Annotated in this window: 26 protein-coding genes; 13 read left to right on the top strand and 13 right to left on the bottom strand. The window is 28.0% G+C overall.

What is annotated here, in order from left to right:
• Nucleotides 1–178 precede the first annotated feature (178 nt).
• Together DIS18_RS09235 and DIS18_RS14950 are read left to right on the top strand one after the other, a co-directional pair.
• Nucleotides 179–763 (top strand): RNA polymerase sigma factor, encoded by a 585-nt coding sequence (locus DIS18_RS09235; RefSeq protein ID WP_109352794.1) that lies wholly within the window; start codon nucleotides 179–181, stop codon nucleotides 761–763.
• A 57-nt stretch (nucleotides 764–820) separates the two neighbouring features.
• A complete protein-coding gene (locus DIS18_RS14950) occupies nucleotides 821–967 on the top strand; it encodes a hypothetical protein (RefSeq protein WP_181364024.1) in 147 nt (48 codons plus the stop codon).
• A 27-nt stretch (nucleotides 968–994) separates the two neighbouring features.
• Here the strand turns inward: DIS18_RS14950 and DIS18_RS09230 are convergent, their stop codons facing one another.
• Nucleotides 995–1,654, bottom strand: coding sequence for an endonuclease III domain-containing protein (locus DIS18_RS09230; protein WP_109352793.1), 660 nt, complete (start codon nucleotides 1,652–1,654; stop codon nucleotides 995–997).
• A gap of 127 nt (nucleotides 1,655–1,781) precedes the next feature.
• Here DIS18_RS09230 and bcp point away from each other — a divergent pair, with 127 nt between their 5' ends.
• The gene (gene bcp, locus DIS18_RS09225) at nucleotides 1,782–2,234 is read left to right on the top strand and encodes a thioredoxin-dependent thiol peroxidase (protein ID WP_109352792.1); all 453 of its coding nucleotides are present in this window, start codon (nucleotides 1,782–1,784) and stop codon (nucleotides 2,232–2,234) included.
• 38 nt (nucleotides 2,235–2,272) lie between these two features.
• Here bcp and DIS18_RS09220 read toward each other — a convergent pair whose 3' ends face one another.
• A complete protein-coding gene (locus DIS18_RS09220) occupies nucleotides 2,273–3,748 on the bottom strand; it encodes a nicotinate-nucleotide adenylyltransferase (RefSeq protein WP_109352791.1) in 1,476 nt (491 codons plus the stop codon).
• Between the two features lie 92 nt (nucleotides 3,749–3,840).
• Between DIS18_RS09220 and DIS18_RS09215 the strand changes: the two genes are divergently transcribed.
• Nucleotides 3,841–4,605, top strand: coding sequence for an MBL fold metallo-hydrolase (locus DIS18_RS09215; RefSeq protein WP_109352790.1), 765 nt, complete (start codon nucleotides 3,841–3,843; stop codon nucleotides 4,603–4,605).
• Nucleotides 4,606–4,615: 10 nt separating this feature from the next.
• A complete protein-coding gene (locus tag DIS18_RS09210) occupies nucleotides 4,616–5,116 on the top strand; it encodes a hydrolase (protein ID WP_109352789.1) in 501 nt (166 codons plus the stop codon).
• Here the strand turns inward: DIS18_RS09210 and DIS18_RS09205 are convergent.
• Complete coding sequence (locus tag DIS18_RS09205) at nucleotides 5,113–5,502, bottom strand: hypothetical protein (RefSeq protein WP_109352788.1); 390 nt, start codon at nucleotides 5,500–5,502, stop codon at nucleotides 5,113–5,115. The two genes, DIS18_RS09210 and DIS18_RS09205, sit on opposite strands and share 4 nt — an antisense overlap.
• 38 nt (nucleotides 5,503–5,540) lie before the next feature.
• Nucleotides 5,541–5,912: a helix-turn-helix domain-containing protein gene (locus tag DIS18_RS09200; protein ID WP_109352787.1), complete on the bottom strand. Its 372-nt coding sequence runs from the start codon at nucleotides 5,910–5,912 to the stop codon at nucleotides 5,541–5,543.
• A gap of 291 nt (nucleotides 5,913–6,203) precedes the next feature.
• Between DIS18_RS09200 and DIS18_RS09195 the strand changes: the two genes are divergently transcribed.
• The 8 genes from DIS18_RS09195 (at nucleotide 6,204) to DIS18_RS09160 (ending at nucleotide 15,297) form a co-directional block, all read left to right on the top strand.
• Entirely contained in the window at nucleotides 6,204–7,349 is a 1,146-nt protein-coding gene (locus DIS18_RS09195) for a M14 family zinc carboxypeptidase (protein WP_109352786.1), read from the top strand.
• 70 nt (nucleotides 7,350–7,419) lie between these two features.
• Entirely contained in the window at nucleotides 7,420–7,899 is a 480-nt protein-coding gene (locus DIS18_RS09190; protein WP_109352785.1) for an Lrp/AsnC family transcriptional regulator, read from the top strand.
• 172 nt (nucleotides 7,900–8,071) lie between these two features.
• Nucleotides 8,072–9,523 carry an MBOAT family O-acyltransferase gene (locus DIS18_RS09185; RefSeq protein WP_109352784.1) on the top strand — a complete coding sequence of 484 codons (1,452 nt, stop codon included), beginning with the start codon at nucleotides 8,072–8,074 and terminating at the stop codon, nucleotides 9,521–9,523.
• Nucleotides 9,524–9,589: 66 nt separating this feature from the next.
• On the top strand, nucleotides 9,590–10,684 hold the full coding sequence (locus DIS18_RS09180; protein WP_109352783.1) for a hypothetical protein: 1,095 nt from the start codon (nucleotides 9,590–9,592) through the stop codon (nucleotides 10,682–10,684).
• Between the two features lie 9 nt (nucleotides 10,685–10,693).
• On the top strand, nucleotides 10,694–12,196 hold the full coding sequence (locus tag DIS18_RS09175; RefSeq protein WP_109352782.1) for an amino acid adenylation domain-containing protein: 1,503 nt from the start codon (nucleotides 10,694–10,696) through the stop codon (nucleotides 12,194–12,196).
• A gap of 2 nt (nucleotides 12,197–12,198) precedes the next feature.
• Entirely contained in the window at nucleotides 12,199–12,444 is a 246-nt protein-coding gene (locus DIS18_RS09170) for an acyl carrier protein (RefSeq protein ID WP_109352781.1), read from the top strand.
• A 368-nt stretch (nucleotides 12,445–12,812) separates the two neighbouring features.
• Nucleotides 12,813–14,498, top strand: a complete 1,686-nt coding sequence (locus DIS18_RS09165; protein WP_109352780.1) for a carbamoyltransferase family protein — start codon at nucleotides 12,813–12,815, stop codon at nucleotides 14,496–14,498.
• A gap of 199 nt (nucleotides 14,499–14,697) precedes the next feature.
• Nucleotides 14,698–15,297 (top strand): hypothetical protein, encoded by a 600-nt coding sequence (locus tag DIS18_RS09160; protein WP_181364023.1) that lies wholly within the window; start codon nucleotides 14,698–14,700, stop codon nucleotides 15,295–15,297.
• Here the strand turns inward: DIS18_RS09160 and DIS18_RS09155 are convergent.
• The 9 genes from DIS18_RS09155 to DIS18_RS09115 all read right to left on the bottom strand — a co-directional run bounded on the left by DIS18_RS09155 (nucleotide 15,284) and on the right by DIS18_RS09115 (nucleotide 24,436).
• Nucleotides 15,284–16,450, bottom strand: a complete 1,167-nt coding sequence (locus DIS18_RS09155) for a GNAT family N-acetyltransferase (protein ID WP_109352778.1) — start codon at nucleotides 16,448–16,450, stop codon at nucleotides 15,284–15,286. The two genes, DIS18_RS09160 and DIS18_RS09155, sit on opposite strands and share 14 nt — an antisense overlap.
• 79 nt (nucleotides 16,451–16,529) lie before the next feature.
• Entirely contained in the window at nucleotides 16,530–17,309 is a 780-nt protein-coding gene (locus tag DIS18_RS09150) for a formyl transferase (RefSeq protein ID WP_109352777.1), read from the bottom strand.
• A gap of 4 nt (nucleotides 17,310–17,313) precedes the next feature.
• A complete protein-coding gene (locus DIS18_RS09145) occupies nucleotides 17,314–18,276 on the bottom strand; it encodes an SGNH/GDSL hydrolase family protein (protein WP_109352776.1) in 963 nt (320 codons plus the stop codon).
• 5 nt (nucleotides 18,277–18,281) lie between these two features.
• Complete coding sequence (locus DIS18_RS09140; protein WP_109352775.1) at nucleotides 18,282–19,523, bottom strand: GNAT family N-acetyltransferase; 1,242 nt, start codon at nucleotides 19,521–19,523, stop codon at nucleotides 18,282–18,284.
• A gap of 27 nt (nucleotides 19,524–19,550) precedes the next feature.
• Entirely contained in the window at nucleotides 19,551–20,279 is a 729-nt protein-coding gene (locus tag DIS18_RS09135; RefSeq protein WP_109352774.1) for a class I SAM-dependent methyltransferase, read from the bottom strand.
• Between the two features lie 56 nt (nucleotides 20,280–20,335).
• Entirely contained in the window at nucleotides 20,336–21,367 is a 1,032-nt protein-coding gene (locus DIS18_RS09130) for a peptidoglycan bridge formation glycyltransferase FemA/FemB family protein (RefSeq protein ID WP_109352773.1), read from the bottom strand.
• 60 nt (nucleotides 21,368–21,427) lie between these two features.
• Nucleotides 21,428–22,459 carry an ATP-grasp domain-containing protein gene (locus DIS18_RS09125; RefSeq protein ID WP_109352772.1) on the bottom strand — a complete coding sequence of 344 codons (1,032 nt, stop codon included), beginning with the start codon at nucleotides 22,457–22,459 and terminating at the stop codon, nucleotides 21,428–21,430.
• A complete protein-coding gene (locus DIS18_RS09120) occupies nucleotides 22,446–23,786 on the bottom strand; it encodes a phenylacetate--CoA ligase family protein (RefSeq protein ID WP_109352771.1) in 1,341 nt (446 codons plus the stop codon). Before DIS18_RS09120 ends, DIS18_RS09125 begins: the two co-directional genes overlap by 14 nt.
• 20 nt (nucleotides 23,787–23,806) lie before the next feature.
• Nucleotides 23,807–24,436 carry a sugar transferase gene (locus tag DIS18_RS09115; RefSeq protein WP_109352770.1) on the bottom strand — a complete coding sequence of 210 codons (630 nt, stop codon included), beginning with the start codon at nucleotides 24,434–24,436 and terminating at the stop codon, nucleotides 23,807–23,809.
• Nucleotides 24,437–24,580 lie beyond the last annotated feature (144 nt).

Raw genomic sequence — 24,580 nt, 5'->3', positions numbered from 1 at the left:
GACCGTTCGTCGAATAAATTGTTAAAAAAAGATATGAATCTTTGCTTTTTAGGAATGATTGTTGTTATATTTGAAATTATAATAACTTAAAATACGCCTATCTATAGCATAAAATTACTTTTAAACTTAATAACCCCAAGCAACGAAGCCCTTACTTCGTGCGTTAAAAGTAAAGATTATGCAACGAGAAATTATTACAGATGCTACATTAGTTAGTAATTACATCAAAGGAAACGAAGGCGCTTTAGAAACTCTAATTAAGAGACACAAACAAAGAATTTACAGTTTTATTTATTCCAAAGTATACGATAGAGATGTTGCTGAGGATATTTTTCAGGACACATTTATTAAAGTAATACGTACTCTTAAGCGTGGTGCTTATAATGAAGAAGGAAAATTTTTGCCTTGGGTAATGCGTATTTCGCATAATTTAGTTATTGATTACTTCAGGAAAAATAGCCGAATGCCTAAATTCGATAATACAGGAGAATTTAGTATTTTTTCTGTTTTAAGCGATACAAGTCTAAATGCAGAAAAAACAATTATAAAGGAACAGGTTGAAAATGATGTGAGACGTTTAGTAGATGAGCTTCCAGATGATCAAAAAGAAGTTTTAATGTTACGTATTTATAATGATATGAGTTTTAAAGAAATATCAGACAGAACAGGTGTTAGTATTAATACTGCTCTAGGGAGAATGCGTTATGCGTTAATTAATTTACGTAAGATTATAGATAAACATAATATTGTTTTAACTAATTAATACAATAAAGTAAATTTTGTTGCGTTATCGGTATAAATAAACCCTTAACTTTAAAACATGGCAAAAATTTACTCTGAAAATTCTATTAAAAACATAGAAAATCTTGAACCGCGAGAAGAAACGGTTAATTTTCTTCTAAATTATTCTAAGGCTTTAAGTGTTATAAATTGTAATAAAATGAAGTTTGAAGCGCTTCTGAATTAAGTTTCTAAAAGTCCTGATTTTTTAAAATTAGGACTTTTTTGTTTTATAGTAATCGTTTAAAACAGATTGTCTTCCAATTGTTTTAGTGATAATGTCTTTCTCTAAATCCCACCCACGTGCTGGGGAGTATTCACGACCATACCAAATAATCTGCAAATGTAAATCGTTCCATAAATCCTTTGGGAATAAACGCTTAGCATCTTTTTCGGTTTGAATAACGTTTTTACCATTACTTAAATTCCATCGATACATTAGTCTGTGAATGTGTGTATCTACGGGAAATGCAGGTACTCCAAAAGCTTGTGACATAACAACACTGGCAGTTTTGTGTCCCACCGCTGGTAGTTCTTCTAGAGCATCAAAACTTTGCGGAACTTTTCCATTATGTTTTTCTATAAGAATTTTTGATAAACCGTAAATACCTTTACTTTTCATTGGAGAAAGCCCACAAGGTTTAATGATTTGTTTTATTTCGTCTACTGATAGTTTAATCATTTCATAAGGGTTATCTGCTACTTCAAAAAGAATTGGTGTTATTTTATTCACCCTAACATCAGTGCATTGTGCAGATAGTAATACAGCTACTAATAAAGTATAAGGGTCTTTATGATCTAAAGGGATAGGGATTTCCGGGTAGAGTTTGTATAGTGTGTTTATAACAAATTTTACCTTTTCTTGTTTAGTCATAAGTTGTATTTTTGATAAAAAATCAAAGTTAAGACTATGAAATGAGCATAACTAATAATTTTTAATCGTAATAAAAATTATTGTTGTGTGAATTACATTTGACCAATTTATAAAAATGAAATCATAAATGAATACATTAAAACAAGGTGATGCTGTTCCTAATTTCACAGCAAAAGATGAACAAGGAAACTCAATTTCTTTAAGTGATTATAAAGGAAAAAAGCTAGTGGTGTTCTTTTATCCAAAAGCAAGTACTCCAGGTTGTACTGTTGAGGCTTGTAATTTAAGAGATAATTATGAAGTCCTTCAAGAACAAGGTTATGAGTTGTTGGGTGTAAGCGCTGATTCAGCAAAGCGACAATCTAATTTCAAAAATAAATACGAATTTCCTTTTCCACTTTTGGCAGATGAAGACAAAGCTGTTATTAATGCTTTTGGTGTTTGGGGACCAAAGAAATTTATGGGTAGAGAGTATGATGGAATTCATAGAATGACCTTTTTAATTAATGAAGAAGGTATTGTTGATCGTGTTATTGAAAAAGTAAAGACAAAAGACCACGCTGCACAAATATTGGCATAAAAAAAACGGCTATTATTAATAGCCGTTTTTAATTTTATTTACTTTTTTTTCCGTTTTATATTTCTGCTCAGAGTTAAAGGTCTTCTAGTGTAGCCAAATAATCTATAATCTTTAATTAATTCGGCGGTTCCATCAGGGACCATGTTTTCCCAACCTTTTTCACCTTCAGATATCATTTGTAATATTTCTCTAGAGAAAATACTCATAATACTTTCATCGTAATCAGTAATATCTATAACTTTTCCGTTGTATTTAAAGAATTTGTATAATTCTTTCATACGAGGATATACTTTTAGGTTTTCGCTGTTAATAAGCTCTCCTGTTTCAGGATCCTTCATAGGGTATAAGTATACTTTTAAATCTTTGAAGAATAATTTTCCAAAGGCTTCAAGTATACCACCACTAATATGACGATAATATTTTTCATCAAAAATATCAACTAAATTACTAACTCCCATGGCTAACCCCATTCTTGCTTTTGTGTAGTTTGAGAAGTATTCAACTACCTTAAAGTATTCTTGAAAGTTGGATATCATAACAGATTGTCCCAGAGAGCATAATAAATCTGCTCTATCTATAAAATCTTGTTCGTCAATTTCACCTTCAGCTCTTAAATTAGAGAGTGTAATTTCAAAAACTACAACGGTTTTCTTTTCGTCAACTTTATTTTCTTTGATAAACATTTTATATGATTTCTCATACATAGCCATGTTTACTTTAGTTACTGGTCTAAAGCTTCCACGTAATGCCAAAATATTTTTCTTGTAAAAAATTCTAGCAGGAAGAACGTTTGTTCCGTCAGGTCCAAACATTACAGCATCCGTCATGCCGTTTTTAACTAATTGCAAACTCATCAATCTGTTGTCTATATTTTCAAAAACAGGTCCTGAGAAATTTATAGTATCAATCTCTATTTGATCTTTATCTAAATGATCATATAAATAGCGAAGTAATTTTTTGGGCTCATTGTACTTGTAAAATGCTCCGTAAATTAAGTTTGTTCCTAATATACCTAATGTTTCTTGTTGTAACCTAGCATCAGTTTCTTTGAATCTTACGTGAAGAATAATCTCATTGTAGTTAGCGCCAGCTTCAACTTGGTATTTTATTCCTACCCATCCATGACCTTTAAATTGTTTAGCAAAATCAATAGTAGCAACAGTGTTGGCGTAAGTAAAGAATATTTTGTTAGGGTTTTTTTCACGAGTTAACCTATTTTCCATGAGGTCCATTTCATGAGCAAGCATTTTTCTTAAACGTGCTTCGGTTACATAACGTCCGTCGTCTTCTGCTCCATAAATGGCGTCACTAAAGTCTTTATCATAAGCAGACATTGCTTTTGCAATAGTTCCAGATGCTCCACCAGCCCTGAAAAAATGACGACAAGTTTCTTGTCCTGCACCAATTTCAGCAAAGGTTCCGTAAATATTTTCGTTTAAGTTTATGCGAAGTGCTTTTGATTTTAATGATGGAATATCATCAAATTCTTTATCTCCAGTTATGGTAATTTCCATGTTGTGTATAGGTTACGTCTTGTATTTACAAAGGTATCAAATATGTATAGCAAACAAAAAAATAAACTTATTTTTGTTTAAAATCTCAGCAATTGAAAATTACTTTTCTTGGTACTGGTACATCGCAAGGTATTCCGATAATTGGAAGCGATCATCCTGTGTGTTTAAGTAATGATTTTAAAGATAAACGTTTGCGTGTTTCTGTTTTAGTTGAATGGGATGGTTATACGTATGTTGTTGATTGCGGGCCAGATTTTCGTTATCAAATGCTAAGGGAGAATGTGAAGCGTATAGATGGGATTTTGTTTACTCATGAGCATTCAGACCATATTGTTGGTTTTGATGATATACGTCCATTTTATTTTAGGCAGGGAGGTGTTCCTATTTATGCACATAAACGAGTTCTTAAATCTTTAAAAACGCGTTTTGATTATGTTTTTGCTAAAAAAAATAGATATCCTGGTGCTCCAGAGGTAAAAACTAATCGAATAAAAAAGAACACCGCTTTTAAATTGGGGAATTTAGAAGTTGTTCCAATTAATGGTAAACATGCTAAACTTCAAGTTTTTGGTTTTAGATTTAAAGATTTTGCATATTTAACAGATATGAAAACGGTTTCTGATAAGGAAATTGAAAAAATAAAAAATGTAAAAGTTTTGGTTGTAAATGCTTTACGAATAAAACCACATCAGTCGCATTTTAATTTGGATGAAGCGTTGGCTTTTATTGAGAAGGTAAAGCCAAAAAAGGCTTATTTAACGCATATTAGTCATATGTTAGGTTTTCATGAAGATGTAGAAAAATCATTACCTAAAAACGTGTTTTTGGCTTATGATGAACTTAAAATAACTATTTAATTTTATAAGAATGAAGCAAAGAATTTTTATGTATTTATTTGTGTTTGCAGCACTTTTGGTTTTATTTCAATATGTAAATTCAAAACGTATTTTTGAAGACTTAAATAATAAGCTTGAAGTGAGTAAATCTGAGATTGAAACGTATAAAGACTCTCTTTCTGTATTGCAAAATAATTTTTTAGAAGTTTCTCATTTTAATTTAGATAGAAATGAAGATGCTATTAGTTATTTTGAGGATGATGGTTATAAAATTGATGAATTGATTCCTTTTATAAAGGATGAGCTTTATAAATTGAATGAAGTAAAGGGCGAGCACCCAATAGTTCCTTATGCGTCAAGTGAGGGTAGGAAGATATTGATTAATACTGTAAAAATGTTAAATCATAAATGGGTAATAGCTGATTTTTCAGATGGAGAATTTTGGGGAGAAATTCTGTTAGCATATGAAATAACTGAAGATAGGCAGTTAAAATTCACCTTATTAGAATCATTTCTATATCCTTTTGATTAGTCAATTTTTATAGCTAATCCTTTTTCTTTTCTTTTCTTTTCGCCTTCGTTAAAAGAGGCTTTGGAGTATTCAAATGCATAAGAACTATCTGTGGTAGTTAGTATTTTCATATGAATTGGGTCTTTTTCTGAAATAGACTTAGGATTGATTTTGTACAATACAAATTCACAATTATTTATCCATTTTACTTCAGAACTATCAGTTTTACCGTCATAAAAATTAATGCTATAACGCTCAGTTCTTTTAAAGTTTCCGGTTTTGGATATTCCGTCTATTGTATAGTCAAAGCGAAACGTGCCAGTTTTGTAATCGTTGCAGTTTCTTGTTGTTTTGTAACAGCTAGTTAGTGTTAAACAAAGAATTATAAAAAAAAAGAAAGACTTCATAAAAGAAAATTGAAATGCAAATTTAAGAAACTGCGCTATTAATTGTCGTAGTTTTTGAAACTTCCATCTGAATAAAAAATAACAATACGATCTATAGTTTTGTCTTTTTTTATTTCTGATATAGCTTTTTCTTGGTTTTTTGTAATTGGAAGCGTGTCTTGGTTGTGATTTTTTGTTTTTTCTGTTGAAGGAAATTTTCCTTTCCCATTAAACAACCAATATAAATCTACTTCAGGGTAGGTAGAAAGGATCTTTAAAATAAAGTCGAGACTTGGTTTATTTCTCCCTGATAAAATATGCGAAATACTAGAGCGTTGTACTCCAATTTTTTCAGCAAAAGATGAGGCGGATTCACCATAGTAGTCAATCACTTTTTGTAGTCTTTTAATGAAATCTTCAGTGTTTATCAATGTAAAATATGATTTGTGGCTTATTTAGGTTACAAATGTAACAATATAACCTTGAAAACAGAATTTTATTGTTTAAAACAATTATATTTTATTGTACTTTTACTTTATTTAAAATGTATTAAATTATTGATTTTAAATCAATTAAATATTTAAAATCACAAATTACTATTTTTTATTAAAAGTTAAGTTGATTATATAAGATTTATGTATAATATTGTAAACAAATCATCATATTTTAATGTTTACAGATGTAAATGAGTAAATGTTTACTTTTGTAAATTAATATTTGTCATGCAATTAGAAGATATAAAAAAATTGTTTTTGAGGCATAAAGAAAATGCCTTATCACATCGATATATTACGAACAAACATATAGAGCCATTACTTGAAAAATTGCCAGTTAATTTTCGTGTTGAAACTATTGGTAAATCTGTTTTGAGTAATCCTATATATAGTTTGAAAATTGGAAATGGTGACAAAAGAATTTTGATGTGGTCTCAAATGCACGGAAATGAATCGACAACTACTAAAGCATTATTTGATCTTTTTAATACTTTTTTATCTTCAGACTCAGAACTCAATTACATTTTAGAAGCTTGTACACTTTTCATCATCCCAATATTAAACCCTGATGGAGCATTAGCTTATACAAGAATAAATGCAAATGAAGTGGATTTAAATAGAGATGCTCAAGACTTAACACAGCCAGAAAGCAATGTGTTACGCAATGTTTTTGAATCGTTTAAGCCTCATTTTTGCTACAACTTGCATGGGCAACGCACTATTTTTAGTGCTGGTACTACAAGTAATTCAGCTACAGTTTCTTTTCTGGCTCCAGCTCAAGACAAAGAATGTACTATAACACCAAATAGGAAGATTGCTATGGAGGTTATTGATGTTATGAACCAAGCATTACAAACTATAATTCCAAACCAAGTTGGCGTTTATGATGATGCGTTTAATTTGAATTGTGTAGGGGATACGTTTCAGAGTGAAAATGTACCAACTATTTTGTTTGAGGCAGGGCATTTTGCTAATGATTATGCTAGAGACATTACTCGAGAGTTAATTTATACTTCATATATAACATCATTAGATTATATATCAAAAAATGATGTAATTGGAGACCAATATAAATCATATCTGGATATTCCTGAGAACGATAAGTGTTTTTTAGATATAATTATTAGAAATGCCCGAGTTAACGGTGAATTTGTTGATATTGGAATTCAGTTTCAAGAACGCTTAAATAGCAATAAAGTTGAATTTGTGCCTAAAATTGAAAAAATTGAAAAATTAAAAGACTTTTTTGGGCATAAAGAGATTGACGCCAAAGGATTTGAAGTATTTAATGCTTCGGGTAATCCGTTGAAATTAGGTTACGAAAACGTTTGCGTAATATTGAATAATGAAAAAATATTGCTTTTATCGAAATAAAACATACCAATATTGCTATATTTTTAATAAAAATGTATTAATTTTGCTTCATATTTAAGAATAATTAATTATGGGAAAAATTAAATTAGACGAAATCGATCATCAAATTCTTGACATGTTAATTGATAACACAAGAATTCCATTTACTGATATTGCAAAAAAATTATTAATCTCTGCAGGTACAGTTCACGTACGTGTTAAAAAAATGGAAGAAGCTGGTATTATTAAAGGTTCTTCATTGATGTTGGATTATAAAAAACTAGGATATTCTTTTATAGCTTATGTAGGTGTATATTTGAACAATACCTCACAAACAAAATTTGTTTTAGAGCGCATTAATGAAATTCCTTATGTAACCGTAGCACATATTACTACTGGTAAGTTTAATATTTTCTGTAAAATTAGAGCAAGAAGTACTGAGCATGCCAAAGAAGTTATTTTCTTATTGGATGATATTGATGGTGTTTATAGAACAGAAACAATGATTTCTCTTGAGGAGAGCATCAATGATAAAAAACGTCTGATGCATTCTATCTTTAATGATATGTAAAATAAAAGCATAATATTTATATAAAAGCCCTTATCTAAGGGCTTTTTTTATGAGCAATAATTTAAATATGTAAGTTGTATTAGAATTTGGGTAGTTTAAAGAAATTTTTTGCTTTTAGATACCAGTTCTTTAATATTTGTAAAAATTAATTTAGCTGATATAAGCAAATAGTATGATATTTAATTCTTTAGAGTTTTTTATATTTCTTTTTATAGTATTTGTGCTGTATTGGGTTTTTCTGAAAAAGAGTCTTAAAGCTCAGAATGTTTTATTGCTAATTGCTAGTTATGTATTCTATGGCTGGTGGGATTGGAGGTTTCTTTCTTTAATACTGTTAAGTACTATTGTCGATTATTTTGTTGGTATTGCTATACATTCAAGTGATAAAAAATCTCAAAAAAAACGATGGTTATGGTTTAGTGTTTTATTTAATGTTGGTCTTTTAGGTTTCTTTAAATATTATAACTTTTTTGTTGATTCTTGGGTAGATATGTCTTCTGTACTTGGGTATAACATAAAAAGCACATGGACACTTAGTGTTATTTTACCAGTAGGAATATCGTTTTATACGTTTCAAACCATGTCATATTCATTTGACATTTATCATAAGAAAATCAAACCCACTAAAGATTTTCTGTCTTTTGCAGCCTTTGTTAGTTTCTTTCCGCAATTGGTTGCAGGACCAATAGAACGAGCATCAAATTTACTCCATCAAATCGCAAATAAAAGAGTTTTTAATTATAACCAATCCGTAGGAGGCTTAAAACTTATTTTATGGGGTTTATTTAAAAAAATTGTAATTGCAGATTCTTTAGGGCCAATTGTAGATGATATTTTTGCAAATTATCACACGTATCCTGCATCAACACTCATTTTAGGTGTTGTCCTTTTTAGTTTTCAAATTTATGGAGATTTTAGTGGTTATTCCGATATAGCAATAGGTACTGCTAAGCTTTTTGGAATTGAATTAATGTCTAATTTTAAATTCCCATATTTTTCAAGGAATATAGCCGAATTTTGGAGACGTTGGCACATTTCATTATCCACCTGGTTTAGATATTATGTATACATTCCATTGGGCGGTTCTAGAAGTACAAAATTAATATCAGTAAGAAATATTACTATTGTTTTCTTGATTAGTGGCTTATGGCATGGGGCTAATTGGACTTTTGTTTTCTGGGGAGGTTTACATGCTTTGGCATTTATACCTATATTTTTATTAGGAAAGAATTTATCTTTTAAAAATACTGTTATTGGTGAGCAAACTTTATTCCCCTCATTGCCTGAAGCATTTCGTGTACTAATGGTGTTTGCTTTAGTTACATTTTCTTGGATTTTTTTTAGATCTGAATCTATAGCAGATGCTTTTAGTTATATAGGTAGAATTTTTACAAATTTTTCTTTTGAAACCTATTTGCATCCTAAGGGATACAGGGTGAAGGATTATTTAATTTTATTGGGAGGCTTTATTATTTATGAATATATAATTAGAAAAGATGAGCGCTCACCATTTAATTTTAAATCTGGAATAGTAAGGTTTGTTCTATACACATTAGTGATTTTATTAATTCTTCTGTTTTATGATAGTGAAATTGATAGATCGTTTATTTATTTCCAGTTTTAAATTGAAAATAATTTATAATCATATAAATTTACAATTGTTATTTAACACAGTATATACCCAAGTTTAATGAGCAACCTAGAAATAATTTCTTTAACTAAAAGTAATCTTAGAGACGCTATTGCTGAAAATAAATATTGGGCTGGTACTTATGAGCCAGCTTTTTCTAAAAATAAGGCTAAATGGATGCTCGAAAATACTCGAGCTAATGATGACGATGTTTTAGCTGTATTAGGTTATGAAAAGCATACTATTATAGCATTTATTTATTTTGTTCCAGATTTAGTTAAAAGTGCTGATGGAAGTTTAGTGAAAGTTTTCTGGAGTCAAAGGTGGTGGGTATCTGATAAATATAAAGAAACAGTATTATCAACTTATATAAAAAAACACTCTTTAAATGCTTGTAATAATCAGGCAATAATAAAGTTTTTGGGAGACAAAACTAAAGCCTATTATAAGAAGCAACCTTTTACAGAGTTTTCCAAAAGAAAAAGATACATAATCATTTTTAGTTTAGATAGCCAACTTTTAATTTACAGAAAGGCTAGTCTTAAGTTTTTTAAACCATTGTTGAAATTGCTAGATAGCTTTTCTAGACGAATAGTTGCTATTGTAAATAATATAAAAAGTAATAAAAAAGGGAAACATATAACTAGTAAACACGTATCACAAATTGATACAGATACATGGGATTTTATTGAAAAGCATAGTAGTACTGACATTGTGCCAAAGAGTAAAGAATTTATAAATTGGCAAATTAGCAATAGCCAATATCATAATTTAACAGATAGTAAAGAGCCTGATTATAAATGTTTGTTAGGTACTATTGCAAAGAAAATACACAATTCTAATTTTGTTATAAAAAACAAAAATGAAATTGTTGGTTTTGTTTCTGGGTTTGTTTCAGGAAATAGATTTATAATTAGATATTTTATTACGAATAAGACGTATTATGATGATTGTTTAAATGTTTTGATTAAAAGTTTAATAGACTCTAAGTGTACTTTACTGCAAACAGAAAATAGCGAACTAGGGGATAGCATAATAAATAAATACTTCAAAGTTTATGCAGATGTAAAAGAACTAGTTTCTTTAGTTCATAATGATGTAGATATTAATTTACAGAATGCTGTTGTAACTGATCAAGACGGTAATTTTTTCTAATTTATACAGATGAATCTTATATACAGCCTACACAAATCTTTTAAACAAAATTCAAAAAACCAAGCATTTTGTATTAACGATTCTTTTTTTACATATCAAGATTTATTAGAACGTGTTATTAAAATTCGTTCAGCAATTGTTAGTCAAATAAGTTCAGATGAAAAGTATGTTGGTTTAATTGCAAACAATGATTTAGAAACTTATGCAACAATGTTTGCATTATGGATGGAGGGTAAGGCATATATACCTATTAGTCCTTCAGCGCCTTTAACAAGAAATCTTGAAATATTAAATTCGATAAACGTCAAAGTTGTTTTTGATTCTTCTGAAAATTCTAACTTTTCTTTATTTAAAATAATTAATGCAACCCAAATTAATGATAATACTACAGACAAGTTTGAGGAGATAAAGTTTAATGAAAATAACGTAGCATATGTACTATTTACTAGTGGAAGTACTGGTGCTCCTAAGGGTATTCCTATTAGTTTTAAAAATTTAAATGCTTTAATAACAGAGCTTGATATTGATGATGAGTATAAGTTAAACTCATCAGATAGGTGCCTTCAAATGTATGATTTAACGTTTGATGCATCTCTTACAGCTATTTTGCCAGCACTTTTAGTTGGTGCTTGCTTGTATACAGTTCCATCCGATGCTATAAAATACTTTTATACTTATAAGCTTTTAGAAAAGTATAAGCTTACTGTTTTAAAAATGGTGCCATCAATTATTTATTATTTAAGACCTTATTTTGAAGAAATTAATGCACCATCTGTTCGTTATTCAATTTTTGGTGGTGAAAAGTTATATGAAGATATTGTTAAAGAATGGGTGAAATGTATACCAAACAGTACAGTATTAAATCATTACGGACCAACTGAATTTACTGTATGTAGTACGTATTATAAGTATAAAGCTAAGTCAGAAAACAAATCTCATAATGGAGTACTTTCAATTGGTAAGCCTTTTAAAAATGTAGAATGCATTATTTTAAATAATGAAGGTAATGTAGTTCCTGAAAACAATGAAGGCGAACTATGTTTATCTGGAGATCAACTAACACCTGGTTATTGGAATAATGAAGCATTAAATACATCGTCATTTTTTATGCATAAAACAGAATCCGGAGAAGTAAAACGGTTTTATAAAACTGGAGACTTATGTTTTAAGGATGAAAATGGCTACTATATGTATGTTGGAAGAAAAGATTTTCAAGTAAAAATTGGCGGTTATAGAGTTGAATTAGGAGAGGTGGAGTATCATGCTAGAAATCATGAGTCTACAAAATCAAAAAATATTTTGGTAATAGATGTTAAAAATTCTAGTAATAATGATGAGATTGTACTTGTTATAGAAAGTATTAAATTTGACGCCAAAGAATTAATGGAATACATGAGCGAAAAGCTAACAGATTACATGGTTCCAAAAAAGGTGTTTTTTGTAGATAATTTTCCTCATAATAAAAATGGAAAAATAGATAGAAAGCAATTAAGAGATTTGGTAAAAAGTTAAAAATGAATAAAGAAGATATTTTAGTAATTATAAGAAAGTCATTTGTTAAAATACTTGAACATGAAAACTTTGTGTTAGACGATTCAACTACTGCTAAAGATGTAGATGGTTGGGAATCTATTACTCACTTACTAATAATGAATGAAGTTGAAAAATCCTTTAATATTAAATTTAAATTGATGGATTTAATGTCTATGGAAAATGTTGGTGATTTAATTAACGTAGTTAAAAAAGAAATTAAAAATTAAATCTTATTTTGATCTAGATACTTTTTTCAAAAAACAATCTATTAATATTACAGTTCAACGAGTTTTTTAATCAATTATTCGTTTAATTTTTATTTAAGCTAGAAGTTTTTAATATTTAGTCATTGATATTTGTTTAAGCATATGTTTATGCTAGTTAGTAATAGCAAACTATTCAAAATTAACAAGTATTAAAATTCCCCCTTGAATTAATTATTTTAAGTCATTTTTTGTAAATGATTTTTTATGTAATGAATTTAATTATAATTAGATAATTTGTTTTATGAGCATTTTATAGATTATAGTTTAAATTTTAATTGCATTTATAGCTATTTTTTGAATTTACTTTTAAAATCATTTAAAAATTAAGTATGATTATTTTAGGATTAAACTATTACTTTCATGATTCTACGGCATGTATTGTAAAAGACGGGAAACTTTTGTGTGCTATTGAAGAGGAAAGGCTTAATAGAGATAAGCATACACAAGCTTTTCCTGAATTAGCAATAAAAAAATGTCTAGAAATCTCAGGATTGAGCTATTCAGATATAGATCATATAGCTGTATCAATAAAGCCACAAACGAATTGGTTTAAAAAAGTAGTATATATTGTTAAGCATCTAAAAAGCTTTATGCCTTTTTTTGGACATCATTTGGTGCATGCTTATGCAAAACAAAGACGCTTCAAATTATGGTATCACAGAACATTTAAAAAAGGAGAAGGACCAAAAATTCATTTTATTGAACATCATTTGACACATGTTGCAGGTACTTTTTATGTGTCCCCTTATAAGGAAGCTGCGCTTCTTGGTATTGACGGTTCGGGAGAATGGGCAACGACATGGTTGGGTCATGGTATTGATAATAAAGTTACAAAAATGGGGGAAAGTTTTTTCCCAGATTCATTAGGCTCTTTTTATGAAACGGTTACACAATTTTGTGGTTTTATTCCTAATTATGATGAAGGTAAAACCATGGGTTTAGCTCCTATGGGAGACCCTAATGTTTTCAAGGATGAAGTAGATAAAATTATAAGAGTAAATAAAAATGGAGAATTAAAGATAGATTTATCATATTTCAATTACCAACATCTAATAAAGAATAGATATTCTGATAAATTCGTTAAAATTTTTGGAGAACCTCGAGACCCAAAAGGAGAGTTTAAAGATAATCATATTAACGTTGCCGCAGCTTTTCAACGTGTTTTAGAAGATAAAGTTTTAGAAATGTGTAAAATATTACATAAGAAAACTAAGTCAGATTATTTGGTTATTTCTGGAGGTGTGTCATTAAATAGTGTTATGAATGGACGTATAGTTAGAGAAACACCTTTTAAAGATGTTTATGTAATGCCAGCTGCTGGTGATAATGGTACAGCAATAGGAGCAGCTTATTATTTATATAATGGTATACTTGAGCAACCTAGGAATTTTGTTCATGACAACCCATATTTGGGTACTCAATATAGTAATGAACAGATAATGCAAACAATTAAAGAGGCTAAGATGAAACCAGATTATTTTGAAGACATTTGTGAAAAGGCAGCATCATTACTCTCAGAAGGAAAAATAATAGGTTGGTTTCAAGGCCCTATGGAAATTGGTCCACGTGCATTAGGAAGTAGAAGTATACTAGCTAATCCGGCATTTCCTGATATGAAAGATAAGATTAACGCTGAAGTAAAGCATAGAGAAGCTTATAGACCTTTTGCTCCATCTGCCTTAATTGATTCATACAAGGATTATTTTGATTTAGAAGTTGAAGCCCCTTTCATGTTAAAAGTTTGTAATGTACATGAAGATAAGCAGAAAGTAATACCTGCAGTTACTCATGTTGATGGTAGTGCTAGATTACAAACCGTTGATGGAAAATATCATCCTTTGTATTATGGAGTAATAAAAAAACTTGCTGAGAAAACTGGTGTTCCTGTAGTATTGAATACAAGTTTTAATATACAAGGGGAACCTGTAGTTGAGTCCCCTAAAGACGCTTTAAGATGTTTTTATTCAACAGGACTTGATGCACTAGTTATTGGTAATTATGTTTTAGAGAAATAGTTATAATTTAAGAATAGTTAATAGCAAACTAACTTTAATTACTTTGATCATGTTTTTGCAAATAAAATCTGAAAGTCAAATAAGACTCTATATTATTATTATATGTATTATATTCTTGACAGGGATATTATTTTATTTATTTAATGAGTCTTTTAGGAAGTTATCCAATAATTATATTAGAAGAAATATCACTTTCATTGTGGTTTTATTTTCATTCTATATTATTTATATTATTACTAGACTTTTATTTCCAAAGACTATTTTTCAAACATTATTTGATGAAGATGGTGTTTTTGAATATTTAACAACCTTTTTCTTTCTTTTTGCTTCTGTTTTTTTCATTTTAAGCTTATCAAGAAAGAAAATATTTTTCATAAACACCTACATTTTTATTTTAGCTTCTGCATGTTTTTTTGTTGGTATGGAAGAGATAAGTTGGGGACAACGAATTTTTGGTGTAGAAACACCAGAATCATTAAAGGAAATTAATTATCAAGATGAGCTTACGGTACATAATTTGGTTGCACCAGATTATCATCCTCAAATATATTTAGTAATCTCAATATTGTGTTTAATCTTTTTTTCTTTCACGAATAATAAGAAATTTGAATCTTTATTTTGGATTCATAAGGATTATCTTCCTTCAAGGCGATTTATTACAATTGCAGTTTTTTTGCCATTCATTTCTTGGTATAATATGGAACACTTTGAAGTGATACTATCCTTTCTTTTTGCTGTATATGCATTTCAGCTTTATATGAAAAAAATTAGTAGAGAAGGAAGATTTATTTGGTGCTGATTGAAATTTTATTTTTAAGCCCCATAATTAAATATTCATTTTGTTTATTTTCGATATTATAAAATTTAATGTCTTTTTCTTTTTCATTGAAATTAAAAAGAAAATCAAATGCAAGCTTTCGAATAATACTATATTTTGAATCGTATAAATTTAATTTTTCTCCAACATTTATTTTTACATTAAAATCGATATCACTAATTTCTACATTTGGCTCTTTTGAAGCTGTGATTTTATTATCAATTTTGGCTTTTATTTCATGAAATTTATCGATTATACCTCGTTCTCGTAATTTATGTCTAAGCTTTAAGTTTGAGATTAGTTTCAGTGCTTTTATTATAGACTTTATAGAGTTTTTATTATAAAAAACATCAAAACTATATGGATAAATAAAATTACACCAACGTCTTTTCCAATAGAAATCTCCATATGAAAAAGTAATAAATCGAACATTATTATCTAAACACCATTCTATTTGCTTCATCAAGTCTATATAGCCTGTATTAAATTTTGAATAGCAAATATCGTAAGTTCTGATGAGTTGAAAAACAAGAGTATCTGCATGAAAATTTAAACAAATATCTATTGGTTTTTTTCCATTATAAATTACAAATAAGGATGCTTTCTTTTGTTTTATTAGAGGCAATACTAAGTTTTGATAATATTCTTTTCTATTTAAATTCCCATTATTTGGAATCCCTTTTTCAATAGATCTTATTTTTAATAATTCAAAGAATTCATCAAAAACAAATCTATATTCAATATCATCAATTTCACCAAAATACATTTTGTAACTAATATCAAATGCACTTTCCAATTTTTTGATAGATCTGCGTAGTTTGTATCTACTAGAGCTCCCAAAACGAGTTTTTAAATAGCCTTGTAAGTTGTCAACATCATCTAATTTAATAGCAAAACCTTTGTAGTAATCTATACTTAAGTGTTTAATGTTTTTGGGTAAAGCTTTTGTTTCCAGCGAAATATATGAAGGAATATCTTTTACTAAAACAAGATTGTTTTTTATATCAGGAAAATCATTGTATGCGTTAGTATAATTTAATTTTTCTGTGAAATTACTATTTGAAGTTTTATAAAAGTCTGGAAGCTTGTTAAATGAGAATACAGATTCTAAGAAATCTTCTGTTAGATTATTCATGAAAAATTCGTTTGGTAATATATATTCTACAATTTATAAAATCTAAATTGATTAATCAACTCAATTTATTTTACTGAGATTACTTTATATTCCTTATCCACCTATTGTAAAGATAAAACCAAAATGTGGGTTGGTAATATAAATCTTTACCCATTTTGCATTTAGGTTTTTGTATTTTTATATTGTTTGATTGCACATCTCTAATAGCCTTTTTTAATAGAGGTAATGCTTTTGCTAATTGTAAATAAGTATAACTTATAAAGTTATCTTTAGGAGTTATAATATCTGTAATAGTATCTTGATAAAGAATTCCACCAGTATCAATGCCTTCGTCTACTAAGTGAACTGTAACTCCGCAATTTGTTTTGTCATTATTTATTAAAGACCAATAACCGCCATGTAAACCTCTGTATAATGGTGTAATACCAGCATGTATATTAATAAATTTTGCTCTAGTTAAATCTAAAGTTTTTTTAGAAATTATTCTGTGACTAACTATAACAACTATATCTGGATTTAATTCCTTTAATAAATCATGACCCTCTTTTGAATTTACAGATGTAATTCTTGTAATTCTTTCATCATTTATTTCAACATCTTCAATATTATTTTTATTTAAGATGTTTTTGATTCTATTTTTTGCTGAGAAGTTTATATAAGGAATTAAAACAATTCGAAATAATAGTTGACCAATAACATGAAATAAGCCAAGTTTTTTAATTCTTTTTTTTATTAACTTAGAATAGCTTTGACCGTTGTCTATTATTACATGGCTAATGGTAAATTCTTTTTTTAAAGAATTGAAAACCATTTTAGCATAGGCATGGTCTTCAAGAATCATAATAATTTTTTTATCCATATAACTATTTGTGTAGGTTTAGTTTCTTTTTTAAGAAACTTGATATTTCAGAGGCTACCAAATCTCTTCCATGATTATTCCAGTGCTGGTCATAAATAAGAGTTGGTGTTTTTTTTGATTCTTCAAAAACGGTACCATAATCTATAATTTCAAAATTATTTTCTTTACAATAATTTATAAAAATAGCGCTTGTTGTTTTTATGTTTGTTAAAAATGTTATTTTCTTTTTATCAAATTTGTAGGTATTAATTAATGTCTTAAAGTTTTTTAATCGCTCTTTATCAATATCAATTAATGTTTTTAATGAATCTGTTTTTTTTGATGACTTTCCAATTTGAACCATTTTTAATGCCATGTTTTTAACTGGATCAACTATTCCTATTTCGGAAGTGTAGGATAGTAGTTTAAACTTATCTCTAAGTTTAAATAAAGGAGATTTCAACATATTTATTCTTTCCTTATTTGGAATATATTCACTTCTATCTAAATCCTCTTCAAATTTAATATACATAATAATATGGTCTATTAATTTAAAGTGATCTATATAGGCTTCAATGATATGTAATTGATTAGCTAAATCGTAACCTCCATAACCATATTCGTATACTTGGATATTTTTTTGATGCAACTTATCTTCAACTTTTTTTCCAGTAGAATCATAATAATCTTGATGAAAACCTTCAACAAACGAATCTCCAATTAAAGCAATTTCAATGTTTTCTTTGGTAGGTAAAAATTCTCTAAATGAGTTAAAACCAAAATCATTAATTCTATATTCTGAATAGTTTTGTTTTCTATTTCCTGTTACTGCGAATCCCGTTTGGCTAGGTAAACTTTTCTCAACACCAAACTCATCAATATATCTTATTGGGACTTCTTTATATAAATGAAAAGCTCTAACTATAACCTCTAAAGAAATTATAATAAGAAATACATATAATATGCTTTTTAGAAATAGCCTTTTCACAATATTTAAGTTATAAATTCTACTTGTTGGATTAAAGTGTTTGATGAAAAAATAAAAATACTTTCATCGTTATTAATTTTAAATACTTCAATGTCAGTATATGGTTTTATAGCAAGGTAAAGAAAGTCATTTACATATCTTGTTAAAAAATTATATTTGGTATCTTCCTTAATATCAATTTTGATTAATTCATCTGAATTTGGTAATACGTCTAATTTTTTTATTTCAACATTTTGATTTGTTTTTTCTTGTTTCTTGCTTTTAAGATTATAAGTAAACCTGTGTAATTTCACATCCCACTTTTTATGTCTTAAATAAGTTTTTAATTCGAAAAAATTATAATAAATATGTGCTTTCAGTTTTGAGAGAATTGACTTTTTATCATATATGATATGATATTCAAAATCATATTCAAGCGTACACATTCTTTTCTTATAATCGAAATAGCCTTTAGAAAAATCTAATACTTTTAGATTATTATCAAAGCACCAGTTTAAAATCTTTAAGTTGTTTACATAACCAATATTAAACTTAGAGTAATCTATGTCATATACAGTAATGGCATCTATCAGTGAATCTTTGGTGTGATAATTATAAGTAATAGCTATAGGTATATTGTTATCATAAACTACAAATAATGAAGCTTTTTTTTCTAATATTAGAGGATAGGCAACTTCTTTATAAAACGCCCATTCTGAGGCCTGCATATTATTATAAGATACCTGTTTTTCTGCATATCGTTTTTTTAATAATATCATAAAGTTGTCGAATATTTCGTTGTATTCTTCTTTATCAATATTTCCGAAAAACATTTTAGTTGAAATATTAAAACATGCGTCTAATCGTTTATTGAATTTACGCATTTTCATTCTGGTATTCTTACTAAATGTGTTTAGAAGATAATCATCAATATTTTTGAATTTATCTAAGTGTATTAAAAAACCAGGATATTGATTAGACTTTAAAACACCTATCCCTTTTGGTGAATTAGATTGTTCTGTATCTAAATGTGGCAAAACATCATAAATTATAAATGTTTTGTTTTTGTAATCTGGCACATCATTTAATTTGTAACTATTCCCTTTTGTTAGGTTTTTTCCAACATTAAAAAATAATGCAAGCTTACTTTTGTAAAAGTTTACGCCATCAATAAATTTAAATGATTCAACCGTTGAATTGGGAATAAAATGTTTTTTCCAAATTTTTTGGAAAGTACTAGCAGAGAAGGGGCTATTTGTTGATTCCATTTATAGTATAAATGATTGTAATTAAGTTTAATTTGATTTTGTACACGCTATATGGATATGACCAATTTTATCTGAAGTATTTACTTTATTTTTAGTTTCTAAAATTGAAAACCCATTTTGGGTAAGAATTTTTAAAATGTCTTTTTCTTTAAACCATATATTTTGAGGTTGATTTTTGTTTAAAAATTTCCAATTAAACTTTCCGTCAATATTCAACCAAGGTAACTTATACTTACTTGTTTTTTCGTTTCTTAAAACTCTAAAAGCATTAACTAATATGCTTAAAATTGGATTATATAATTTTGAGTTCCAATTAAGGAAAGAATATATATAAATACTATTCTCTTTACCAATTCTATATGCTTCCTTCAATGCTTTTGGTAAATTTTCTTTATCTACAAAGCATAATACTTGTTGCAAATAGATTAAATAGTCAAAATGGTTAGAATTATAATCTGAAAGGTTAGTGGCATCTGCAGTTTTAAAATTTACTTTAGATTTGATTACCTTTTTTTTATTATTACAAAAGTTAATCATGTTTTCAACATAATCAAAAGCTTGCAAATTATTAAATCCAAGTTTTTCTATTTCAAAAATAATTCTCCCACCACCAGTACCAGCTTCAATAATTTTAGCATTTTTATCTAAAAAATATTTTTTTAAAAAATAGTCTTCTAAAGGAATTAAGTCATTTTTTTCCGCCCAAACTTTAAACAACTGATCAGAGTAAAGTTCTTTGTTTAAATTATTGTGCATTGGTTTGGTTTTTTTAATAGGGTATATTTCTTTTAGATAAACTAGTTATTCATAATTCATAAATGTTCTTTAAGCCTATAAAGTGGAAAGAATTTTGAATCTCTATTTATAATTTCATTCTTATCACAAACCTCATCATAAGCTTTTTGGTTGATAATTAGTTTCCAAAGTGAAAAAGGGTGAAAATTATCTGAAAAAGAAGATTTGAATCTAAAGAGAGAATCATCACCGCTAGCTGCTAATCCGCCACCTAGGTTAAATATTTTAAATCCATTATCTGTTGCAGTAATCCTCATTTCATCTATTAAAAGCTTTGTAGGCATAAGATGTAAGAAATCATTTTTGGTTCCAGATAGATGATATTGAACAATTGAATTAGTTTTGAAAAACATTGCCCCAGAAATAATTTTTTTACTTTCTTTATCAATCGCTAAAAGGATTTCTGTTTTAAAATTTTTACTTTCAAATAATTTTAAAAAATACTCTTTACTAAAATAATATGATTTTTTTGCATTAACACGAATCATATTTTCTTTATAAATTTCAATAAAATTTTCTATTTCTTCAATACTTTTTGCTTTTACAACTTTACAATTTCTTCTGGATTTATTTATGTGGTTTTTTAATCTACGATGATAATTTTGACGTTGAATTGTTTTGTCTAATTTTAAATTTATATTTACCACTTTCCCTAAAGGAAATATTTCCCCTAAATTATTTAGCACTTTATTTTGGTTTGCTATGTAAGGGTTTAATCTCGAAAATACTGATATAATATTGTTCTCAATAAAATAATCTTTTAGAGCTTCAATAAAGTTAGAATTATCAAAGTTGTCAGTTACACCTTTTGAAAGAGGACCACAATACCCATAAACGGAAGTGGCATCATTGTAATGCGTGTCATTAATATTTCTCAATAATAACGGTACGCCAATGACTAACTCTTTCTCTGTGTATTTTATAAGAATAGGGGACTCCTCTTGCAATCTAGAAATCATGTGATAGTCGAAAGTGTGATACGTATCATACGAATCAAACTCCGAGAGTAAAGCATCCCACTTTTCTTTTTCAGTTATTATTTCTATCATTCGTTAATAAATATTTAATCACAATCTTTTATGCTACTAATTAGAACTTATGATTATTATTTATTTGTTTGTTATCTCAATGAGTCTATCACATTTAGAAAAAATTATATCTTCTTTATAGTTGTTGTAATGTTTTAAATTTTCGTTTTTCTCACCTTTTAGCCATTCTATGTATATGGCAGCTAAATTAATTCCAGCTTCATGAGAGAATGGATAACCTCCACCAAATCTTGGGTTTATTTCTAATAGGTAAAGTTTATCATTTACTACAAAAACATCGCTATCAATGTTTCCAATATGTTTAAGGTTTTTGCTAATATGTTCTCCAAGTTTTTCAAATCTTTCATCTATAATAGACTTAGCTTTATCTGTTTCACCAGATCGCATAGCAAGTTTTTCTTTAGCAAAAGAACCAAAATAATTGCCTTCAAAATCGTTTACTATGTCCATGCCATACTCTTTTCCGTCTAATTTTTCTTGTATTAAAATGTCATAGTCTAAATCTTCCTGACTAATTCTATTGAGTATAGTTTTTTTAAGTTTTATTTTTTGCAGTTTGTACGAAAGTTTCAATTCTTCAATAGATTCAGGAAAATCTACACCAATAGATCCGCTTCCCCAACGTGGTTTTAAAACCAAAGGAAACTGTAATGAACCATTTTCTATGTCATTAATAGCCTCATCTAATTTTATGTATGTTTTTGGAGTGTTCAACCCTAAATCTTTAATAAAATTATACGTTTTCCATTTATCAAAACCTATTGAAATTACTTCAGAACTTGAAACAATTACTTTTGCTCCATTCTGCTCTAACAAGCCTTTGTTTTTTGATAATATGGGTAATTCTAAATCATTTAAAGAAATAATAGCAGAAACAGAGTATTCATTTACTACTTTCTGCAATTCACTTATATAATTATTAGCATATATACTGGGTAGTTTTATGGCAATGTCTGCATCAATCATAGCAGGTGCTAGCATTTGTTCATCAACAGCTATAACTTTTCCATTACCATTTAAAGCTTCTTTAAAATAATTTATAAGGTAATTTCGTCTACCTGCGCAAGTAAAAAGGACATTAATAGTTTTCATTTGAGGCTAATTTTTGTGCGTTTTCTTTATGCAAATTTATAATAACTCTTCGTTTTCCAGAACTTAATGCTGGAATTTCGTTTACATATTCTATTGATATATTTGAGTTGTCTCCTAAATAGGATTTGTAATAGGAAATAAATTCTTGTTCTCTAGCAAATTTTGAATCAATATTAATTTTAAAAGTATAATCTTTTTTTGAATACTGAATTATTTGAAATTGATTTAACTCAGGGAATTTTGTTAAACCATTGTATACAATAAAGGAATTTACTATATCTCCTTTAGTGTTATATAATGTATCTTTTTTTCTTCCAGTTATTACTTCAAACTTTGGGATATTATCATTTTCATTATTACAAAATTTACCTAAATCTCCAGTATCATATCTAATAAGTGGCGTTGCTAGGTTATATAAATCTGTAACCACAACACGACCCAATTCGCCAGGTTTTGCAGGCTCATCTTTATTTATGTCCAGTATTTCAACAAAAAAACTTGCCCAATTAATGGTATATGATGAGTCATTTACCATTTGTTGTGATAAAATTCCGTTCTCCTCGTTTGAATATCGCGAGACTATTGGTGCATCAAAATAATATTCCATTTTTTGACGAACATTATCATAAAGGCTTTCTGAAGTAGCAATGATAGATTTTATGTTACAATTTAAAGATGGAGAATTTACTTTGTCTAAATATTTGCATATTTTTTCAAAGCCAGATGGATATCCAATAAAACCTTTGGCTTGTTTGTCGGTTTTTATTTTAGAAACTAATTGTGCTATTTTTTCATCAGTTAAATCATCTTCAACATCAACTTCAATAATATTTATAAGTTTTTTAAATAGGGGAGACTTTCTATATTTTTTCATCCATAAACGGATGAATATCAATTGATCTCCTATTGTATATCCAACTGCATTTGCAAAAAAAATAACATCAGCCTTATTACGTCTAGCTTTTCTTTTTGTTTGATATACTTTGAAAGGTGTTCCTGTGGAACCACTACTGCTTGCTTCAAGTAACTCTGGATTATTAGTAGGAATAATATTTATATCATCAAAATTATTTTTAATGATAGATTTATTAACAACAGGAAAATCTTCTAAAGTTTTAAAGGACTTATAATCACTATAAAATTTTGTAGAATTTACAGCAGTGTTTAAAAGATTTCTTAATACAGGTGAATTCCTTTTTTTAAGTAAACTAAACGATGTAATTTCAAAACACTCCTTAATATCAGCTAAATCTTTTTTTAGATAGCCTCCTTTAAGGCTATCTAAAAGCCAAAAAGTATTTAAGCGTATTTTGCTAATTAAATTCATTATTTTAAATATAAAATATTTTATGCAGTATTACCGTTTTTTAATTTCCCGCTTCTTAATTCTTCTAAATCAAGCATATTAGGGTCAAAAACCGTATTGTTATAAACAAATACTTTGCGTATAGTTTTAAAAAAAATTGACGCATCATTTAAAAATGATATATTTTCAACATATTCAACATCCTTGGCTAATTTATCATCCCAACTTAAGAGGTTTCTACCAGAAATTTGTGCTAAACCGGTTACCCCAGGTCTAACCGTGTGCCTGATACTTTCTTTTTCAGTGTAGTAAGGTAGGTAATATACTCTTAAAGGCCTAGGGCCAATTAAACTCATATCTCCTTTTAGAATATTTATTAGCTGTGGAATCTCATCTAGTGATGTTTTTCTGATAAAAGTTCCAAATTTTGTTACCCTGTCTTCATCGGGTAAAAGCTTTCCGTTTTCATCTTTTTTGTCACTCATTGACTTGAATTTTATGATACTAAAAACCTTTTCGCCTTTCCCGGGTCTCTTTTGATAAAAAAATGGATTTCCTTTATTTACGAATAAAAGAATGAGATAGACAATAAATCCAATTGGAGCAAGTGCAATTAATCCAATGAGTGCTAAAAAGAAATCAATAACTCTCTTAAAAAAATTCTTATACATTTATGTTTAGTAGGTTTATTTATGTAAAATCAAAAATAATACTATCTTTTCTAAAATGTTATTTTTAAGTAAATATTACGTTCTTGTATAATGTTTTATCGATGAATGATAAAACACTTATAATAAAAAGTAATTTTAATGGAT

This window comes from Algibacter marinivivus (assembly GCF_003143755.1).
Lineage (GTDB): Bacteria > Bacteroidota > Bacteroidia > Flavobacteriales > Flavobacteriaceae > Algibacter_B > Algibacter_B marinivivus.
The sequence above is the reverse complement of the archived record's forward strand: the minus strand, read 5'-3'. Positions and strand labels throughout refer to the sequence as shown.

Coding starts and splice junctions, on each gene's coding strand:
- DIS18_RS09185 (WP_109352784.1), top strand. CDS start 8,072: ATGATATTTAATTCTTTAGAGTTTTTTATATTTCTTTTTATAGTATTT.
- DIS18_RS09235 (WP_109352794.1), top strand. CDS start 179: ATGCAACGAGAAATTATTACAGATGCTACATTAGTTAGTAATTACATC.
- DIS18_RS09205 (WP_109352788.1), bottom strand. CDS start 5,502: ATGAAGTCTTTCTTTTTTTTTATAATTCTTTGTTTAACACTAACTAGC.
- DIS18_RS09220 (WP_109352791.1), bottom strand. CDS start 3,748: ATGGAAATTACCATAACTGGAGATAAAGAATTTGATGATATTCCATCA.
- DIS18_RS09210 (WP_109352789.1), top strand. CDS start 4,616: ATGAAGCAAAGAATTTTTATGTATTTATTTGTGTTTGCAGCACTTTTG.
- DIS18_RS09115 (WP_109352770.1), bottom strand. CDS start 24,436: ATGTATAAGAATTTTTTTAAGAGAGTTATTGATTTCTTTTTAGCACTC.
- DIS18_RS14950 (WP_181364024.1), top strand. CDS start 821: ATGGCAAAAATTTACTCTGAAAATTCTATTAAAAACATAGAAAATCTT.
- bcp (WP_109352792.1), top strand. CDS start 1,782: ATGAATACATTAAAACAAGGTGATGCTGTTCCTAATTTCACAGCAAAA.
- DIS18_RS09190 (WP_109352785.1), top strand. CDS start 7,420: ATGGGAAAAATTAAATTAGACGAAATCGATCATCAAATTCTTGACATG.
- DIS18_RS09120 (WP_109352771.1), bottom strand. CDS start 23,786: ATGAATTTAATTAGCAAAATACGCTTAAATACTTTTTGGCTTTTAGAT.
- DIS18_RS09135 (WP_109352774.1), bottom strand. CDS start 20,279: ATGCACAATAATTTAAACAAAGAACTTTACTCTGATCAGTTGTTTAAA.
- DIS18_RS09140 (WP_109352775.1), bottom strand. CDS start 19,523: ATGGAATCAACAAATAGCCCCTTCTCTGCTAGTACTTTCCAAAAAATT.
- DIS18_RS09155 (WP_109352778.1), bottom strand. CDS start 16,450: ATGAATAATCTAACAGAAGATTTCTTAGAATCTGTATTCTCATTTAAC.
- DIS18_RS09180 (WP_109352783.1), top strand. CDS start 9,590: ATGAGCAACCTAGAAATAATTTCTTTAACTAAAAGTAATCTTAGAGAC.
- DIS18_RS09170 (WP_109352781.1), top strand. CDS start 12,199: ATGAATAAAGAAGATATTTTAGTAATTATAAGAAAGTCATTTGTTAAA.
- DIS18_RS09130 (WP_109352773.1), bottom strand. CDS start 21,367: ATGATAGAAATAATAACTGAAAAAGAAAAGTGGGATGCTTTACTCTCG.
- DIS18_RS09230 (WP_109352793.1), bottom strand. CDS start 1,654: ATGACTAAACAAGAAAAGGTAAAATTTGTTATAAACACACTATACAAA.
- DIS18_RS09195 (WP_109352786.1), top strand. CDS start 6,204: ATGCAATTAGAAGATATAAAAAAATTGTTTTTGAGGCATAAAGAAAAT.
- DIS18_RS09125 (WP_109352772.1), bottom strand. CDS start 22,459: ATGAAAACTATTAATGTCCTTTTTACTTGCGCAGGTAGACGAAATTAC.
- DIS18_RS09150 (WP_109352777.1), bottom strand. CDS start 17,309: ATGGATAAAAAAATTATTATGATTCTTGAAGACCATGCCTATGCTAAA.
- DIS18_RS09165 (WP_109352780.1), top strand. CDS start 12,813: ATGATTATTTTAGGATTAAACTATTACTTTCATGATTCTACGGCATGT.
- DIS18_RS09175 (WP_109352782.1), top strand. CDS start 10,694: ATGAATCTTATATACAGCCTACACAAATCTTTTAAACAAAATTCAAAA.